Genomic DNA, 17,967 nt, shown 5'->3' on the forward strand with positions numbered 1-17,967 from the left:
GGCGGACCGGTGGACGGCACTGCGGGCCCGGGCGGCGGCGCTGCGGCCGGTACCGGACGGCGGGGCGACGACGGGCCGGGGCGGATCGTAGGGCTCGTAGGGCTCGTAGACCCGGGACCGGCGTGCGGACACGCGTGAGGGGTGACCACCGAGTCGGTGGTCACCCCTCACGCGTGTCCGTCTGAGCGGGCTGTCAGCGGCCCTGCTCGTCGCGGCGGCGCTGCCAGCGGGCCTCGATCCGCTCCATCATGGTCCGTTTGCGGCGCATGGGGCGGCGACGGGCCGCCGGACCGTGGCGCTGGCGCTCGCCCGGCTTGGGGGCGTTGCGCCAGCCGGTGACGGCGAGCACGGCACAGCCCAGCATGACGAGGAAACCCACCACGCTGATCCAGATGATCTGCGGGACCATTCCGGCGATCAGGAGCGCGATACCCGCGAGGAAGCCCGCCGCGGACAGGTAGACCCGCCGCCGGGTGTACGTCCGCAGCCCGTTTCCCTCAAGCGCCGACGCGAACTTGGGATCTTCGGCGTACAGCGCTCGCTCCATTTGCTCGAGCATGCGCTGCTCGTGCTCCGAGAGCGGCACGGAGTCCTCCTCATCGTGCAGTCGCCGGGGCGACCCGGGGGGTCTTCTCAGGATAGGCAGGGAATCGCCCCCGTGAAACCCGCCCCTCTGCGCCTTCTGACCAACCGGGACCGCCACGGCGTCCCGGCCCGCTGAAGCTTCCATTCCCCAACGGCCGACCCGTCATGCCGGTTCGGTGTACCTCGATCATACGGCGCAAACCCCTCGATCGGAGGGCTTGTGGCGTACTCCATCTGCCGACAAGCCCCTGATCAGCGGCGGGTCACCCGGGGCACTCAGGCCCGCGGCGCCCCGGCCGTCTCACCGAGCACATGGATCTGCGTGGCCACGGAGTGGAAGGCGGGCAGCTCGGCCGCGGCCGCCTCCAGGCGGAGCAGGGCGTCGAGCGCGCCGGGCTCGGTGTCCACCAGGACGCCGGGCACGAGGTCCGCGAAGACCCGTACGCCGTGCACCGCGGCCGCCCTGAGGCCCGCGCCCTCGACCAGCGCGGTCAGCTGCTCGGCGGTGAAGCGGTGCGGGACCGGGTCGCCCTCGCCCCAGCGGCCGTCGGGGTCCTGGAGGGCGTGCCGGGCCTCGGTGAAGTGGCCGGCCAGGGCGCGGGCGAGGACGGCGCCTCCGAGTCCGGCCGCGAGCAGGCTGAGCACGCCCTCGGGGCGCAGCGCGGCGACGGTGTTGCGGACGCCCTCGGCGGGGTCGTCGACGTACTCCAGGACGCCGTGGCACAGCACCGCGTCGTAGCCGCCGCGGTCGACCACGTCGAAGAGGCCGTGGGCGTCGCCCTGGACACCGCGCACCCGGTCGGCGACGCCCGCCTCGGCCGCCCGGCGCTCCAGGGCGAAGAGGGCGTTGGGGCTGGGGTCGACGACGGTGACGTGGTGGCCGAGCCGGGCGACCGGCACCGCGAACCGGCCGCTGCCGCCGCCGGTGTCGAGCACGTCCAGCACGTCCCGTCCCGAGGCCTTGACCCGGCGGTCGAGGGCGTCCCGGAGGACGTCCCACACCACGGCGGTACGGAGGGAGGCGCGGGGCATCGGGTCCGGCACGGCAGTTGACTCCTCGGCGCGGCACCGCCCGTTGCCCGGCGGCGCGAAAGGGGTTGCCTCCCCGGCCCGGCCCGGGCGGGGCGGGACTGGTGGGCGCGGGGTTCACCGTGGGTGCCGTACCGGGTGTGTTCACACCGGGGGACGGGGTGCCTGCGTTCACACCCTTGGGCGATGGGCCCGTGTTCACGCCTGGTTCCGCCGGACCGGTGTTCACACCAGGCGTCGCGTGTGCCGGGTTCACACCACCGGCAGCGGATGCGGCGTTCACATCCTGTGTGCCGAGGACGGGGTTCACACCCTGCGCGCCATACGCGGCGTTCACAGCCCCCGTCCCACGGGAGCTGTTCACACTCGCCCCGCCGCTCGCGGGCCGACCGCTGTGAACGGTGCGGTCCGGCGCTCCGCCGAAGCGCGGGGTCAGCACCCGCTTCAGCGCTTCCGGCAGCATCGCGGCCAGGCGCTCGTCCGAACCGGCGCTGACGTCGAGCCAGACGGTGGGGCGCTCGTGGATCAGCAGCAGTACACAGCCCGCGTGCACCAGTGCCGTCAGCGGCCCCTCGGGGTGCCCGGCGAGTTGCTGCCAGACCCGCTCGCGCAGCGGGACCTCGGCGAGTTTGCCCTGCTTGCGCAGCCAGGTCTCGACCTCGGCGAGGGCGAACGACGGGCTGGTCTCGGTGCCGCCGACCGGCTTCGGGAAGTCGGCGTGCCGGCGGCGCCAGTTGCTGACGGCGGCGCGGCCCACCCCGGCGAGCCGCGCGATCCCGGCCGCGGTCACCTCTGTCGCGTTGTCCTGCACCCGCCGCGCTCCTCTCGTCCGTGTGTGTGCCGAGCATAGCCGTGTACGCAAGATCCACGCCTTCACAGGCGTGTACAACTCCAGTCCTGTGAACCGTGTTGACTCGGTTCACAGGCTCTGCTCTCATTGACCCAGCGAACGAGCGGCCACCGGAAAGGGGCGGCCGCCGCTTGGGGGAGGGATTCGCCATGGGCATGAAGGGCAAGATCGCGCTGAGCGCGGTCGCGGGGATCGTCGTCATCGGTGTCGTGTCCGCGAACGCCGGCAATAACGGCAAGGACGGCGGCTCGGGCAGCGGCGACGCGGCCTCTTCGGCCTCCGCCGGGCACACGCCCGGCGGCAAGAAGAGCGCGGGGGGCGCCGGGGCGGCGAAGAAGAAGGCCGCCTTCGACGGGGACGGCGACTACCGGGTCGGCTCCGACGTGAAGCCCGGGACGTATCGCACGAGCGGCAACACCGACGGCATGTGCTACTGGGAGCGCGCCAAGGACGCCAAGGGCGAGGTGGACTCGCTGCTGGCCAACGACAACGTCACCGGCACGAGTTACGTCACCGTCAAGGCCACCGACAGACTCTTCAAGTCCAGCGGCTGCAAGGACTGGGAGACCGTCGACCCGAAGACGAAGGGCACGCCCGCCTCCTCCATGGACGGCGACGGGGGCATGTTCAAGGTCGGCACCGACGTCGCGCCGGGCACCTACCGGTCCACCGGAAACGGTGCCGACGCCAACTGCTACTGGGAACGCACCAGGGACGCCGTGCACGGCGTGGACTCGATCGTCGCGAACGACAACGCGACCGGCGCGGCCGTCGTCACCATCAGCCCGTCGGACGCCTACTTCAAGACGACCGGCTGCGGCGACTGGAAGAAGACGTCCTGACCGAGCGCGCCCCGGCGCCTCCGTCGACCCGAACACCCGGCACTACACCCGACACGCGCCCGGCACCCCGCCGGGCGCGCCCCGGCCGACGGCCCACGAACCCCGCCGCACTCGCAGCACCCGCCGCCCCACCGCACCGGCGTCACGGCCCCCGACCCGCACCCGCGCCGATGCCCAGGAATGACCCCGCGCCAACTCCGAGAGCGCTTTGGCCTCCCTTTGGGGATCGCGTGATCTTCATGTGACCCGAAGTGCATACCGTACATAACCGCCATCACTCGAACAGGAATCCGATGCGTCTCCCGTCCCGTGCCGTCATGCTGATCGCCACCGCGGCACTCCCGCTGGCTCTGTCCGCGTGCTCCTCCGGTTCGTCGTCCGACTCCGGCACCGCCGCGAGCGCCAAGCCCGCCGGGGCTGCCAAGGCGAAGGACCCCAACGCCGGTCTCCTCAACGGCACTCGGCTGAAGGAGGCGCTGGCGCCCGCGTCGGCCTTCCCGTCCGGGATGACCCTGGAGGCGGACGGCGCCGCGGACAGCGGCGCCGACTTCCTGTCCCCGTCCGCCCGGAAGACCGCCAAGCCGGACTGCGCCGACTTGGAGATCACGTCCTGGATCCAGACAACCGGCTACAAGGGCGGCGTCTCCTTCGCGCAGAACGACTACGCCAACTCGGAGAAGACCGAGTCGGTCGCCCAGGAGATAGACGCGTTCCAGGGCACCACCGCGCAGGACGTGATGAAGCAACTTCAGTCCGTCGCCGCCGAGTGCGCCACGTTCACGGACACCGACATGCACGCCACGGTGAAGGTCACGGGCGCGCCCATGGCCGGACTCGGTGACGAGGCCTACACGATGACGCTGACGAGCGGCACGTGGCAGAACGGCCAGACCCTGATCGCCGCCCGTTCCGGCAACTCCGTCGTCACCGTGATGTCCACGGCGGGCACCGACAACGGCGCCGCGTCCGCGAAGAAGGTGACGACGACGATCCTGTCGGCACTGAAGTAGAACACCACCGGTGCCCGGGCGACAGGCCCGGGCACCGGTGTTCCCCCGTTCCCTCCCCCGTTTCGTTCCCGTGAAGGATGCCGATGCGCCCGACGTCCCGCCCGGCCGGCAGGGCGGCCGCGGAAGAAGCCGCTCCGCGGGGCCGCGCTGCGCCCGGGACCGCGGCGCGTGCCGCGCTCGCCCTCGTGCTACTGGCCGGCTTCTACCTCCTGGCCGTGCTCATCCTGGCCGCGGTGGCGGCCCTGGACGTGATCCTGACCCGGGGACCGGGCTTCACGATCGCCACGCTCGAGGGATACCTCGGCTCCGTGGCGATCGCCTGGTGCGTGGTGCGCGTGGTCGTGCTCAGCCGCGGCCGCCCGGACGGGCGGGAGGAGATCCCCGGCCTGTCGCTGACGCCGCAGGAGCAGCCGGAGTTGTGGGGGCGGGTGCGCGACCTGGCCGAGCGGGTGGGCACGCGGCCGCCCGCGCGGATCCAGCTGGTCCCGGGTGCGGTGGCCATGGTGCAGGAGGACGCCCGGTGGCTCGGGCTGGTCGCGGGTGAACGGCGGCTCTTCCTCGGTGCGGCGCTGCTGATCGGCCTGCCGGAGGACGAACTGGACGCCGTGCTCGGGCACGAACTGGGGCACTACGCGCACCACGACACCCGGCTCGCCAACCTGGTCTGGGTGCTGCGCAGCCGACTGCTGCACACCGTGAGCACACTGCGGGAGCGGGCCGCACGTGACGAGGCCGAGCAGAAGCAGGCGTTCGCCACGCGGGACGCGCGACGCCGGGCGGCGGGCAAGACACCGGCGGCGCGGCGGGAGCTCAAGCGGGGCCCGGACCATTACCTGGCCATCGTCTTCTGCGCCTACGCCCAGCTGTGTCTGCGGCTGACCGAGGCCGTCAGCCGCCGGGAGGAGTACGCGGCCAATCTGGCCGCCGCCCGGGTCGCCGGACGGGACACCACCGCCGCCGCGCTGCGCCGCATCCCCGTGCTCGACGCGGCGGACGACCTCTGTCGGCGCGCTTACGTCATGATGGGCTGGAAAGCCGGACTGCTGCCGCCGGAGGGACAGTTCCACGGCGGCCTCGCCCTCCTGCTCGCGGACGGCACCCGCAGGGCCGAACTGGAGGCACTGGCCCGGGAACCACTGCCGCGGGAGGAAACCCGGGAGCGGTCTCCGTACGACTCCCACCCGCCCACGGCCGACCGCATCGCGGCGCTGAAGGCGCTGCCCGACGACGGCCGCGGCACCCCGTTCGTACGGCGCCCCGCGTCCGCGCTGCTCCGGGAGCCGGACGCCGTCCTGGCCGCACTGGAGCGGGCCGTGCTGAGCCGCGAGGCGTTGGCCATGCGGCGGGTGCCCTGGGCCGAACTGCCGTCGCAGACGCGGCGGGAGAGCTGGACGCGGGAGGCGGATCCGCTGCTGCTGGCCGTCACCGAGGTGGCCGCGGCGCGAGGCGTCGCCACCTACGCGGCCACCCGCCTCGACATCCTGCTGGACCTCCTCGACCTGGGCCTGCTGCACGAGGTCGCGGAGCGGCTGCCCCTGTCGGAACAGGCGGCCCGGAGCAAGGGCCGTGCGAGGCGCGAGTTCGCCAGGACGGCCTTCCGCTCAGCCCTGCACCACCTGGCCCTGCTCACCGCGCTGGACGCGGGGCTGTGCCGGTGGGAGCTGTGCTGGGCGGGGCCCCCGGTACAGCACCAGGAACCCCACGGATTCACCGAGGCGCTGGAGGAGGCCCTGGATTACGCGTCCGCCGACCGGCCCCACACGGCACCGCTGCGTGCGCTGCTGTCCGTCGGCGCCCACTTCCCGTCCGCCAACGCGACGCCCCCTTCTCCCGGCCCGTCCTGGCCCTCGTCCCCCGACCTACCCTGGCCGCCGCCCCACACTCCGGCCTGACAGCCTCCCGCTCCCCTCCCCCTACGGCCTCCTCGATCACCCCTTCCAGGCGGCCCCGAATCGGAAAGACCCGGTATGAGCGTCCTGATCGACATAGCCGGTGCCGGCATCCTCGCCTATGCGGCCGTCACCATCCCCCGCAACGCCCGCAAGGCGCGCGCCGCCCGGGCCGAGGCGAAGGCCAAGGCACCGGTGAACATTGACCCCGCCAAGTACGGCCTGGTGCCCGCCGCGCAGCTCGACGCCTCCTACGCGGGCCCCGACCCGGAGGCCGACGCGGTCGCGGAGGCCGCGCTCGCCGGTGACTGGCGGCAGGCCGCCGCCTACCTGGCCGGGGCGGGCCGCGACTGGGACCTGCGCTGGTACCGGCTCGGCATCCTCGTGCACGCCGCCGCCGAGGACGACACCTGGCTCGAGGCGTGGCGCGCCGAGTACCCCGGCGATCCGTCCGCCGCGCTCGTGCACGCCGACGCGCTCATCACGCTCGCGGGCAACGTCCGCGGCGCGAAGCAGGCCCAGCACACCACGGCCGAGCAGTTCGAGGGCTTCCACCGGCTGCTGGCCGAGGCGCTGCCCGCCTGCCAGGAGGCCGCGCGGATGGCGCCCGAGGACCCGAGCCCGTGGATCGCGCAGATCACCATCGCCCTGGGACTCGGCTGGTCGCATGAGGACTTCCGGGCACTGTGGGCCGAGATCACCGCGCGCGACCCCCACCACTTCGGCGCCCATGTCAGCGCCCTGCAGTACTGGTGCGCCAAGTGGCGCGGCTCGCACGAGCTGATGTACGCGTTCGCCGAAGAGGCCACGGTCAACGCCCCGCGGGGCAGCCTGCTCCCCGTGCTGCGCCTGTACGCGCTGATGGAGCACGCGTTCCGCGACTCGAAGGCGCCCGTGTACAACCAGCCGTTCGTGCAGCCGACCCTGGACGCCACCCTGGACGCCGTGGACCTGACGCCCGCCGGGCACCACCGGCTGCCGCTGGTCCGGCATCTGCTGGCGGACACCCTGTTCCAGACGAAGCGGTACGCGGACGCCGTCGAGCAGTTCCGCGCGATCGGCGGTTACATCGGCAGCGTGCCGTGGACCTACTCCGGCAACCCGCTCAAGGCCTTCGTCTTCGCCCGCACCAACACCTTCGTCGCCTGGGAGAAGGCAGGCTGCCCCGCCCCCGCACCGCGCGGCCAGGCGACCTGGAGCTGACGTCCGGCGGGCCCGGCGGGCTCAGCGGGCCTTGAAGCGTGACGGGGCGTTCGTCGGGTTGCCGCCCGTCGGGAGCTTCTGCCCGGGGCAGGTCGTCAGGACCTTTTTCATGGCGGACTTCTCGGCAGAGGTGACCCACAGGCCGTACTTCTTCTTGACGGCGACCTGGGCGGCGACGTAGGCGCAGCGGTAGGACTTGTCCGGCGGTACCCAGGTGGCCGTGTCGCCGTCGCCCTTGCCGCGGTTGGTGCTCGCGTCGACCGCCAGGAGGTTGAGCGGGTCGTTGGCGAGGGCTATGCGCTTGCTGGGCTCCCAGTACTTGGCGCCCTTCTGCCAGGCGTCGGAGAGCGCGACGACGTGGTCGATGTCGACCAGGCTGCGTCCTCGCCGGTAGGTGACGGTCTTGCCGGAGTAGGGGTCGGGCTTCAGGACGCCGAAGGTCACCTTGCACTGGCCTCCGCTGAACTTCACCTCCTTCAGGTCGCGCTTGAGGATGTCGTCACGGGTGTCGCAGGAGTTGGAGTCGGTGTCCGCCCAGGCGCTGCCGAAGCGCTCGCGGGAGTAACCGGTCTTCGGTGCGCGGCCCTTGACGGGGAGTGCCTCGGCGGCGCTCAGGGCGGCGCCGGTGGCGCCGGTCTCCTCGGGGCCGGAGGAGCCCTTGGTCTGGTCGGTCTGGCATCCGGTCACGGCGGCCGTCATGACCATGGTGACGATCGCCCCGCCCCACAAGCGCCTCACGGTGCGCCCCCCTCGTTCGCGCCTGTCCGTCCGCCGGTGCGGACGGTTCGATCCGTCCTCCACCGTAGCCGCCGGGCGTTGGCCGACGAACAGGAACCAAAGGGGCGTTCAGGGGCATCGGGTGCATCAGGGGCTCATGTTCTTCCCTCCCTCCATGAGTTCGCGCGCCTCGTTCACACTTTGCCTATCCCCAGGGTCGACTCCGAGGGGAGCAGGCCGGAGGAGAGGACGGCGACCCAGTGGTCGCCCAGCAGGTCGGCCAGGCGGTCGGCGGCGGGCGCGCCGAGTGCCTGCCACGGGGCGACGGCGAGCCGGTCGGTGTGCTCCTCGACGCGGCGGCGCAGGGCGCGGCCCGCGTCCGTGGCCATGCCGTCCGGTTCCACCAGGCCGCGCCCGGCGAGACGTTCGCGCGCGGCCTTCCATTCCTCGGGGCTCCAGCCACGGCTCGCGAAGCGTTCTACGGACGCGGCGCCTATCGCCGCGAAGGACACCAGCGACTCGACCGGATCGAGGCCCGCGACGAGGAGGGCGGCCAGATGGCCGTCGCCCCGGTGTTCGCGCAGGATCGTGGCCGCGTGCCACAACTGGAGGTGCGGGGGCTCGGGCCAGGGCAGTTCGGCGTTGGCGGCAGCGAGGGGGCGGCCCTCCACACTCGCCGCCTCGGCGGCCTGCCGGGCGAGGGCGGCGGCCTCGGCCAGCTCCGGGCCGTCGACCCGGTCACCGAGGACGGCCCGGTAGGCGCCGTCCATGCCGCGCAGGCGGGCGGCCAGCACCTCGTCCGGGGCGGCGACGTCCCACGCGCCGTCCATGTGCCGGGCGACCATGCGGGGGCTGAAGCTGTAGAACGCGGAGGTCACCCGCGCGGCGCCGACCCGACCCAAGGGGGCCGCGCGCAGCGGGAAGTAGCTCGGCCAGCGGTCCCCGGTGCCGTACCCGAGCGCCGCCGACTCGCGCTCCACCTCGGGCGCGTAATAGAGCAGTGCGTGGAACGGTTCCAGCAGGTGCCAGAGCTGGCGCGCGCGTGCCGTCCCCACGGTTTCCTCGGACATGCCGTGACTCCTCCCCCGTACGCGACCCGGACGGGCCGCCCGAACTTGACACTGTCCAGATTGCCGGGGCGGGTGAAACTTGTCAATGACTAGATCGGGCGTACTCTGGTACGCATGAGTTCCTCGAAGTCGGCGTCCGCCGAGCGGCGTTCGCCGTATCACCACGGCGATCTGCGGCGCGCCGTACTCACCGCCGCGCTCGACGCCATCGCCGCCGACGGCCCCGCCGGGCTGAGTCTGCGCGACCTCGCCCGGCGGGCCGGTGTCTCGCACGCCGCGCCCGCGCACCACTTCAAGGACCGGACCGGGCTGCTCACCGCCATCGCGGCGGAGGGGTTCGGGCTGCTGGCCGAGGCCCTGCGGGAGGCGCCGGACCTGCGGGAGGCGGGCGTGCGCTACGTCCGCTTCGCGCGCGAGCACCCCGCGCACTTCCAGGTGATGTTCTCCTCGGAGCTGCTGCGCGCCGACGATCTCGAACTGACCACCGCCCGCACCCTGGCCGCCGACGCGCTGAGCGCCGTCGTCGCCGCCGTGGACCCCGGCGACCGGGGCCCCGATGCCCGTCTCGCCGGCATCGCCGCCTGGTCCCTGGCCCACGGCTTCGCCACCCTGCTCCTCGGCCACAACCTCGACGGACCGGTGGGTGGCCAGGACCCCGAGGAGGTGTTCCACGCGCTCACGGCGATGCTGTTCCACTCGGCGGACGAGGAGCGGCCCGGCCGCGCGTCCGGCGAGGACCGGGCCGCGGGCGACCGGCCCGCCGGCGACCGAGCCTCCGGGGACCGGGCCGCCGGGGCCTGACCCGCCACGAGCCGACAGCCCGGGCCACCACGGCACCGGACACGACAGTGGGCGCGCCCCCGAGAGGAGACGCGCCCACTGTCACAGAAGTAGAGCCCTCACGACCCCAGGATCGCCGCCAGGAACTCCCCCACCCAGCCCAGCAGTTCGCGCCCGACCAGCGGCTTGCCGCCGACCTTCGCGGTCTTGGGGCGCGGGACCAGCACCTGGTGTGCGTTCGCCTTGACGAGCGAACCCGGGTACAGCCGCTTGAGCCGCAGCTCCTGCGACTCGCGCAACTCCACAGGCGCGAAGCGGATGTTGTTGCCCTGGAGGACGATCTCGCCCACCCCGCAGGCCCGCGCGAGCATCCGCAGCCCGGCGACCAGCAGCAGGTTCTCCACCGGCTCGGGCAACTTGCCGTAGCGGTCGGTGAGTTCCTCGCGGACGGCCTTGACGTCCTCCTCCGAGTTGGCGGCGGCGATGGCCCGGTACGCCTGGAGGCGCAGCCCCTCGCCGGGGGCGTAGTCGTGCGGGACGTGCGCGTCGACCGGCAGCTCGATCTTGACCTCGAGCGGCGGCTCCTCCTCGACCTCGCCGGTCTCCAGCTGGCGCCGGTAGTCCGCGACCGCCTCGCCGACCATGCGGACGTACAGGTCGAAGCCGACGCCCGCGATGTGGCCGGACTGCTCGCCGCCGAGCAGGTTGCCCGCGCCACGGATCTCCAGGTCCTTCATGGCGACGTACATGCCCGCGCCCATCTCGGTGTGCTGGGCGATGGTGGCGAGGCGCTCGTGGGCGGTCTCGGTGAGCGGCTTCTCCGGGGGATAGAGGAAATAGGCGTACCCGCGCTCGCGGCCACGGCCCACGCGGCCGCGCAGCTGGTGCAGCTGGGACAGGCCGAAGTTGTCGCCGCGCTCGACGATGAGCGTGTTCGCGTTGGAGATGTCGATGCCGGACTCCACGATCGTGGTGGAGACCAGGACGTCGAACTTCTTCTCCCAGAAGTCCACCACGACCTGTTCCAGGGCCTGTTCGGACATCTGGCCGTGGGCCGTGGCGATCCGCGCCTCGGGGACGATCTCGCGCAGCCGGGCGGCGGCGCGGTCGATGGACTCGACGCGGTTGTGGATGTAGAAGACCTGGCCCTCGCGCAGCAGTTCGCGGCGGATGGCGGCGCCGATCTGCTTCTCCTCGTACGGTCCGACGAAGGTGAGGACCGGGTGGCGCTCCTCGGGCGGGGTGGTGATCGTGGACATCTCGCGGATGCCGGTGACCGCCATCTCCAGGGTGCGCGGGATGGGCGTGGCGGACATGGTGAGCACGTCCACGTTGGCGCGGAGCTTCTTCAGCTGCTCCTTGTGCTCGACGCCGAAGCGCTGCTCCTCGTCGACGATGACCAGGCCGAGGTCCTTGAACTTGGTCTCGGAGGAGAACAGCCGGTGGGTGCCGATCACCACGTCCACCGAGCCGTCCTTCAGGCCCTCCAGGACGGCCTTGGCCTCGGCGTCGGTCTGGAAGCGGGACAGGGCGCGCACGTTGACCGGGAACTGCGAGTACCGCTCGGAGAAGGTGCCGAAGTGCTGTTGCACCAGGAGGGTCGTGGGGACGAGCACGGCGACCTGCTTGCCGTCCTGGACGGCCTTGAAGGCGGCGCGGACCGCGATCTCGGTCTTGCCATAGCCCACGTCGCCGCAGATCAGGCGGTCCATGGGGACCGTCTTCTCCATGTCCTCCTTGACCTCGGCGATGGTGGTGAGCTGGTCGGGGGTCTCCGCGTACGGGAAGGCGTCCTCCAGCTCGCGCTGCCAGGGCGTGTCACCGCCGAAGGCGTGGCCGGGGGCGGCCATGCGCGCGCTGTACAGCTTGATCAGGTCGGCCGCGATCTCCTTGACGGCCTTCTTGGCGCGCGCCTTGGTCTTCGTCCAGTCGGCGCCGCCCAGGCGGTGCAGGGTGGGGGCCTCGCCGCCGACGTACTTGGTGATCTGTTCCAGCTGGTCCGTCGGGATGTAGAGGCGGTCGCCGGGCTGGCCGCGCTTGGCGGGGGCGTACTCCACGACCAGGTACTCGCGGGTGGCGCCCTGGACGGTGCGCTGCACCATCTCGATGTAGCGGCCGACACCGTGCTGCTCGTGGACGATGTAGTCGCCCGTCTCCAGGGTGAGCGGGTCGATGGTCTTGCGGCGGCGCGCGGGCATCCGGGCGCCGTCACGGCCCGCGGCCTTCTGGCCGGTCAGGTCGGTCTCGGTGAGGACGACGAGCCCCAGCGCCGGGTCCACGAAACCGTGGTCGATCGAGCCGCAGGAGACGTGCACCAGGGACGGGCTCAGCTCGCCGAGATCCTGGTCGAGGCGGGCGGCGATGCCCTCGCCGCCGAGCACCTCGGCCGTACGCGCGGCCGGGCCGTGGCCCTCGGTGACGAAGACCGTGCGCCAGCCGTCGGCCAGCCAGCCCTTGGTGTCGGCCAGGGCGCGCGCGGTGTCGCCCCGGTACGCCTCGGGGGCGCGCATCCCGAGCTTGAGCGTGTCGCCGTCCAGCTCCTCGTCGGCGGCGAACGGCGAGACCGACCACCACATCATGTCCAGCTCGCGCGCGCGGTCCCGCACGTCCGCGATGGACCACAGGGAGGCCGCGCCGACGTCGATGGGCGCCTCGCCGCCGCCCGCGCTGGCCGCCCAGGACGCCTGCAGGAACTCCTGGGAGGTGGCAACGAGGTCGGCGGCGCGCGTACGGACCCGCTCCGGGTCGCAGACGACGGTCATGGCGCCCTTGGGCAGGACGTCGATGAGCAGTTCCATGTCGTCGACGAGCACCGGCGCCAGGGACTCCATGCCCTCCACCGCGATGCCCTCGGCGATCTTGCCGAGCAGTTCGCCCAGCTCGGGGTGGTCCTCGGCGAGGGCACGCGCGCGGTCCCGTACGTCGTCGGTGAGCAGCAGCTCGCGGCAGGGCGGGGCCCACAGGCCGTGCTCGGCGACCTCCAGGGAGCGCTGGTCGGCGACCTTGAAGTAGCGGATCTCCTCGACGTCGTCGCCCCAGAACTCGACGCGCAGTGGGTGTTCCTCGGTGGGCGGGAAGACGTCGAGGATGCCGCCGCGCACGGCGAACTCGCCGCGCTTCTCCACCAGCTCCACGCGCGCATACGCCGCTGCCGCGAGGGCTTCCACGATCTCGTTCAGGTCGGCGGTCTGGCCACTACGGAGGGATACGGGCTCAAGGTCGCCCAGGCCCTTGACCTGTGGCTGGAGCACGGAGCGCACGGGGGCGACGACGACGGAGACCGGGCCGGTCTCGGGGTCGTCGGGGCGGGGGTGGGACAGGCGGCGCAGGACGGCCAGGCGGCGGCCCACGGTGTCGCTGCGCGGGCTGAGGCGTTCGTGCGGGAGCGTCTCCCAGGAGGGGTACTCGACCACGCCCTCCGGGGGCAGCAGGGAGCGCAGCGCGGCCGTCAGGTCCTCCGCCTCCCGGCCGGTCGCCGTCACGGCGAGCACCGGGCGGCCGGCCTCGCGGGCGAGGGCGGCGATGGCGAAGGGGCGGGCGGCGGGGGGACCCACGAGGTCCACGTGGGTGCGGTTGCCGTCCGCGGCCGCCGTGGTCGCTTCCGCGAGGGCGGGGTCCTTGACTACTGCGTCCAGCAGACCGTGCAGGCTCATGCGAGGGGCTTTCCGTCCAGGGAGTGGGAACGCGAACGGCCCGACTCGTTTGACGGGCCGGGGGTACGTTCCAGCGTACGTCGCTGCCGCTCGGCTTGGTCGGGGCTGTGGACAACCTCCGCTTATGGACCAGGGGGCTCTGCCCCCTGGACCCCCGTCTCGGTCACTCGAAAAGTCGCCCTCCAAAAACCACCTGTGCCCGGAGGCTCTTCGAGCCTCCGGGCACAGGTTCAAACACCCTCTACTCCGTCGCGATCGCGTTCAGCACGTTCATCCGTCCCGCCCTGAACGCCGGGATCAGCGCCGCGAACAGGCCCACGAAGGCCGAGGCGACGAAGACGATAATGATCGTCGGCCAGGGGATGTCGAGGACGTTGAGGCCCTCCAGGGCCAGGAGTTTCTGGGCGGTGGCGCCCCAGCCCATGCCGAGGCCGAGGCCGAGGAGGGCGCCGAAGAGGGCGATGACGACCGATTCCAGGCGGATCATGCGGCGCAGCTGGCGGCGGGAGAGGCCGATGGCGCGCATGAGGCCGATCTCGCGGGTGCGCTCGACCACGGAGAGGGCGAGGGTGTTCACCACGCCGAGGACGGCGACGATGATCGCGAGGGCCAGGAGGCCGTAGATCAGGTTCAGCATCCCGCCGATCTGGTCCTTGAACGCCTTCTTGTAGTCGGTCTGGTCGCGCACGGTGTACTGCGGGTAGTCGCGCAGGGCCGACTTGAGCGCCGTGTAGGCGGCCGCCTGCCGGCCGTCCTTCGCCGTGGCGAAGACCAGGACGTCGAGCGGCATCCGGTCGGCGGGGACGTACCGCTTCACCGTGGCGATGGAGGCGTACATCGCGCCCTTGTCGACCATCCCGTCGTCGCTGGTGATCGCGCGGACCGTCAGCTTCGCGGTGCGGGCGTCCGTGAAGGCGACCGTGACCGTGGAGCCGACCTTGATCCCGTGCTCGCGGGCGAAGCCCTCGGGGACGGACATCGAGTCGGCCCGGTAGGCGTCGGCGAGCGTTCCCGAGACGGTCTCGGTGCGCAGGTCCTGCGCGTAGGTCGGGTCGGCGGCGTTGATCGTCTCCTTCTTGGCGACCTTGCCGTCGGGGGTGGTCAGGTTGGCGGGAACGACCTTGTACTCGGTGACCCGCTCCAGGTCCGGTGTGTCCTTGACCGCCCGCACCGCCTGCGGGGTGATCAGGCCGCCGTTGTCGTTCTGGATGATGAAGTCCGTGCCCACGGTCTTGTCGAGCTGGTCGGTGGCGGAGGCCACCATGGAGGAGCCGACGACCGACAGGCAGGCCACCAGGGCCAGGCCGATCATCAGGGCGGCGCCGGTCGCACCGGTGCGGCGCGGGTTGCGCAGCGCGTTGCGCTCGGCCATGCGCCCCACCGGGCCGAAGACCCTCAGGACGACCGCGCCGAGAACACGCACCACTCCCGAGGCGAGCAGCGGGCCGATGACGACGAAGCCGAGCAGGGTCAGCACGATGCCGAGGCCCAGCCAGCCCGAGCCGGTCTTGGCCTGGTCGGCGACGGCCGCCGCGTAGAGGCTCGCGGCGCCCGTGCCGGTCAGGACCAGGCCGATCAGGGCCCGTACGACACCGGACCTGGCGTCGGCCGGGGCGCCCGCGTCGCGCAGGGCGGCCATCGGGGAGACCTTGCCCGCGCGGCGGGCGGGGAGGTAGGCCGCCAGGACGGTGACGACCACGCCGAGCAGCAGGCCGAGGGCCGGGGTGGTCCAGGCGACGGTCAGGTCGTCGGTGGACAGATGCATGCCGATCAGGCCCATGCCCTTCATCAGGCCGACGGCGATGCCGATGCCCGCGCCGACGCCGAGGACGGAGCCGACGACACCGAGGAGCAGGGCCTCGACGAGCACCGAGCGGTTGACCTGGCCACGCGAGGAGCCGATGGCGCGCATCAGGCCGATCTCGCGGGTGCGCTGGGCGACCAGCATCGAGAAGGTGTTGACGATCAGGAAGATGCCGACCAGGAAGGCGATGCCCGCGAAGCCGAGCATGGCGTACTTCATGACGTCGAGGAAGCTCTTGACGTCCTGCTGGTTGGCGTTGGCGACCTCCTTGGCCGTCTGCACCTTGTAGCCGCCGCCGAGCGCGGCCGTGACGTCCTTCTTCAGTTGGTCGTCGGAGACGCCCCGGGCGGCGGTGACGTTGACGTTGGTGTAGACGCCGGTGCGGCCGACCAGGGTCTGCTGGGCGGTCTTCGTGTCCAGGTAGAAGATCGCCGCGCCGGGGTTGGTGACGGTGAAGGTGGCGATGCCGGACACGCGCGCGTGGTGCGTGCCGAGCGCGGTGATCAGGCCGATGTCGTCACCGAGGCGCAGCTGGTGCTTCTTCGCGGTGTCCGCGTCCACCATGATCTGCCCCGAACCATGGGGCGCCGCACCGGTGGTGACCTTCATGGTGCGCGCGTCGTTGCCGTTCCAGCTGCCGACGATGGTAGGCGCGCCGCTCTTGGGCGACAGCCGCTCCTTGTCGGCGTCGACGACGGTGACCTGGGTGGAGAACACCGTGCCCTCGGCCGACCGCACGCCCTGCGCCTTGCGGATCTCGCCGAGCACGGAGGCGGGTATCACCGGCGGCTTGCCGGTGCCGGACTGGGTCTCCCCGGTGTCGGAGGCGCTCTTGGCGCTCACCGTGACGTCCGAGGACGTCGCCTGGAAGAGCTTGTCGAACGTGGTGTTCATGGTGTCGGTGAACACCAGCGTGCCGCAGACGAAGGCGACCGACAGCAGGACCGCGATCGCCGAGAGCGCCATACGGCCCTTGTGCGCGAAGAAGTTGCGCATCGAGGTCTTCAGCACGGTCATGAGGTACGCCCCCGTGCGTCGAAGTCCTTCATCCGGTCGAGGACCTGCTCGGCGGTGGGGCGGCGCATCTCGTCCACGATCCGGCCGTCGGCGAGGTAGAGCACGCGGTCCGCGTAGGAGGCCGCGACGGGGTCGTGCGTGACCATGACGATGGTCTGGCCGAGGTCGTGCACGGAGCGGCGCAGGAAGCCGAGGATCTCGGCGCCCGCGCGCGAGTCGAGGTTTCCGGTCGGCTCGTCGCCGAAGATGATCTCCGGCCGGGCGGCGAGCGCGCGGGCCACGGCGACGCGCTGCTGCTGGCCGCCGGAGAGCTGGGTCGGCCGGTGCTTGAGCCGCTCGGCGAGCCCGACGGTCTCCACGACCTTCTCCAGCCACTCCCGGTCGGGCCTGCGCCCCGCGATGTCCATGGGCAGCGTGATGTTCTCGAGCGCGTTCAGCGTGGGCAGCAGGTTGAACGCCTGGAAGATGAAGCCGATCCGGTCGCGGCGCAGCTGGGTCAGCTTCTTGTCCTTGAGGCCGGTGATCTCGGTCTCGTCCAGGTAGATCTGACCGCTGGTCACCGTGTCGAGCCCCGCGAGGCAGTGCATCAGGGTCGACTTGCCGGACCCGGAGGGGCCCATGATCGCGGTGAACTGTCCGCGGTCGATGTCCACGTCGACGTGGTCGAGCGCGACGACCCGGGTCTCCCCGGCGCCGTACGCCTTCACGACCTGCCGCGCCCGCGCGGCAACGGCCGTAGGTCCTCCAGTGCCCCCGTGCCTGGGTACGGTCACAGCCGATGTCACGGTATGTCTCCTATGGGATGGCAGGTCGGAGCGCGCGCCGGCGGCGCGTGCGTTCGTACGGGTTGTGTCGATGATTCTCGCGGGCCCCGGGGGTGCCGCGCGCTGGTGCGGAGCCCCCGGTCCGGGTGGGGCAAACCCCACCCCGGCGGCTCGGGTACGCCGCCCCCCAGCGGCGTAAAGCCAGGTTAAGGAGCGGACAGGCGCCGTCTCGTCCTCCGGGGGGACGACCGCTCCCCGACCCGCGGTACGGAGATACCCCTAGGGGTGCTCCACCATCGGGTGGAGACGTTCTCAGGGTCGTCTCCACCCCCGGCCCGCACAGCCTCCACCCTCACGCGGCGTCAGGGTCAACCCGGATTCCGCCGCACCCCGCCGTAGCTCGCCGTATCCCGTGCGGGCGGCCGCCGCGACGACTCCCGCGCACGCGAAGCGTGTACGGGACACCGAGGGGGCGGCGGATCAGGGTCGGCGGCTGCCGGGGCGCGAGGCCGGAGTTCAGCTCCGAGCGGCCGCCATGGACGCGCTCAGGCGGTCGCGGAGGTGGTCCACCTGCTGCCGCACCTCGTCCCAGATCTCGCCGTGTTCGCGCAGGACGCGCTCGGTCTCGCGGGCGGTGCGCTCCTCGTGGTCCAGTGCCGCGGCGAGGACCTCGGCTGCGCGCGCGTCCGCCAGCTCCTGGATCCGGGGCGCGCGGACCTTCTCCGCCGCGAGCGCGCGCTTCGCCGCCGCCAGC

Annotated in this window: 12 protein-coding genes and 2 pseudogenes; 5 read left to right on the forward strand and 9 right to left on the reverse strand. The window is 72.2% G+C overall.

The window, feature by feature from the left end; all coding sequences use genetic code 11:
- Positions 1–193: 193 nt before the first annotated feature.
- The 3 genes and pseudogenes from GTW40_RS19980 to GTW40_RS33220 form a co-directional block, all read right to left on the reverse strand.
- Positions 194–586 carry a DUF3040 domain-containing protein gene (locus GTW40_RS19980; RefSeq protein ID WP_161181562.1) on the reverse strand — a complete coding sequence of 131 codons (393 nt, stop codon included), beginning with the start codon at positions 584–586 and terminating at the stop codon, positions 194–196.
- A gap of 275 nt (positions 587–861) precedes the next feature.
- Positions 862–1,629, reverse strand: coding sequence for a methyltransferase (locus GTW40_RS19985; RefSeq protein ID WP_161181563.1), 768 nt, complete (start codon positions 1,627–1,629; stop codon positions 862–864).
- A 403-nt stretch (positions 1,630–2,032) separates the two neighbouring features.
- A pseudogene (locus GTW40_RS33220) lies at positions 2,033–2,425 on the reverse strand (SAM-dependent methyltransferase); the annotation flags it as partial.
- A gap of 188 nt (positions 2,426–2,613) precedes the next feature.
- On the opposite strand from GTW40_RS33220, the gene GTW40_RS19995 reads away from it, so the two are divergent.
- The 4 genes from GTW40_RS19995 to GTW40_RS20010 all read left to right on the forward strand — a co-directional run bounded on the left by GTW40_RS19995 (position 2,614) and on the right by GTW40_RS20010 (position 7,408).
- Complete coding sequence (locus GTW40_RS19995) at positions 2,614–3,306, forward strand: hypothetical protein (protein WP_161181571.1); 693 nt, start codon at positions 2,614–2,616, stop codon at positions 3,304–3,306.
- Positions 3,307–3,623: 317 nt separating this feature from the next.
- Positions 3,624–4,316: a hypothetical protein gene (locus GTW40_RS20000; protein WP_237525590.1), complete on the forward strand. Its 693-nt coding sequence runs from the start codon at positions 3,624–3,626 to the stop codon at positions 4,314–4,316.
- Between the two features lie 185 nt (positions 4,317–4,501).
- Positions 4,502–6,208: a M48 family metallopeptidase gene (locus GTW40_RS20005; RefSeq protein ID WP_161181565.1), complete on the forward strand. Its 1,707-nt coding sequence runs from the start codon at positions 4,502–4,504 to the stop codon at positions 6,206–6,208.
- 75 nt (positions 6,209–6,283) lie between these two features.
- Positions 6,284–7,408 (forward strand): hypothetical protein, encoded by a 1,125-nt coding sequence (locus GTW40_RS20010; RefSeq protein ID WP_161181566.1) that lies wholly within the window; start codon positions 6,284–6,286, stop codon positions 7,406–7,408.
- Positions 7,409–7,429: 21 nt separating this feature from the next.
- Here the strand turns inward: GTW40_RS20010 and GTW40_RS20015 are convergent, their stop codons facing one another.
- The gene (locus GTW40_RS20015; protein ID WP_161181572.1) at positions 7,430–8,113 is read right to left on the reverse strand and encodes an HNH endonuclease family protein; all 684 of its coding nucleotides are present in this window, start codon (positions 8,111–8,113) and stop codon (positions 7,430–7,432) included.
- 206 nt (positions 8,114–8,319) lie between these two features.
- Entirely contained in the window at positions 8,320–9,195 is an 876-nt protein-coding gene (locus tag GTW40_RS20020) for a hypothetical protein (RefSeq protein ID WP_161181567.1), read from the reverse strand.
- Between the two features lie 114 nt (positions 9,196–9,309).
- Between GTW40_RS20020 and GTW40_RS20025 the strand changes: the two genes are divergently transcribed.
- Positions 9,310–9,996 (forward strand): TetR/AcrR family transcriptional regulator, encoded by a 687-nt coding sequence (locus GTW40_RS20025; RefSeq protein WP_237525591.1) that lies wholly within the window; start codon positions 9,310–9,312, stop codon positions 9,994–9,996.
- Between the two features lie 98 nt (positions 9,997–10,094).
- Here GTW40_RS20025 and mfd read toward each other — a convergent pair whose 3' ends face one another.
- The 4 genes and pseudogenes from mfd to GTW40_RS20045 all read right to left on the reverse strand — a co-directional run.
- On the reverse strand, positions 10,095–13,628 hold the full coding sequence (gene mfd, locus GTW40_RS20030; protein WP_161181568.1) for a transcription-repair coupling factor: 3,534 nt from the start codon (positions 13,626–13,628) through the stop codon (positions 10,095–10,097).
- 241 nt (positions 13,629–13,869) lie between these two features.
- Positions 13,870–16,449 carry an FtsX-like permease family protein gene (locus tag GTW40_RS20035; RefSeq protein WP_161181569.1) on the reverse strand — a complete coding sequence of 860 codons (2,580 nt, stop codon included), beginning with the start codon at positions 16,447–16,449 and terminating at the stop codon, positions 13,870–13,872.
- Complete coding sequence (locus tag GTW40_RS20040; protein WP_161181570.1) at positions 16,446–17,234, reverse strand: ABC transporter ATP-binding protein; 789 nt, start codon at positions 17,232–17,234, stop codon at positions 16,446–16,448. The genes GTW40_RS20035 and GTW40_RS20040 overlap by 4 nt, the downstream gene beginning before the upstream one ends.
- Before the next feature lie 495 nt (positions 17,235–17,729).
- Positions 17,730–17,967 (reverse strand): annotated as a pseudogene (locus GTW40_RS20045) (cellulose-binding protein); the annotation flags it as partial.

This window comes from Streptomyces sp. SID4985 (genome assembly GCF_009863025.1).
In the GTDB taxonomy this organism is placed as follows: domain Bacteria; phylum Actinomycetota; class Actinomycetes; order Streptomycetales; family Streptomycetaceae; genus Streptomyces.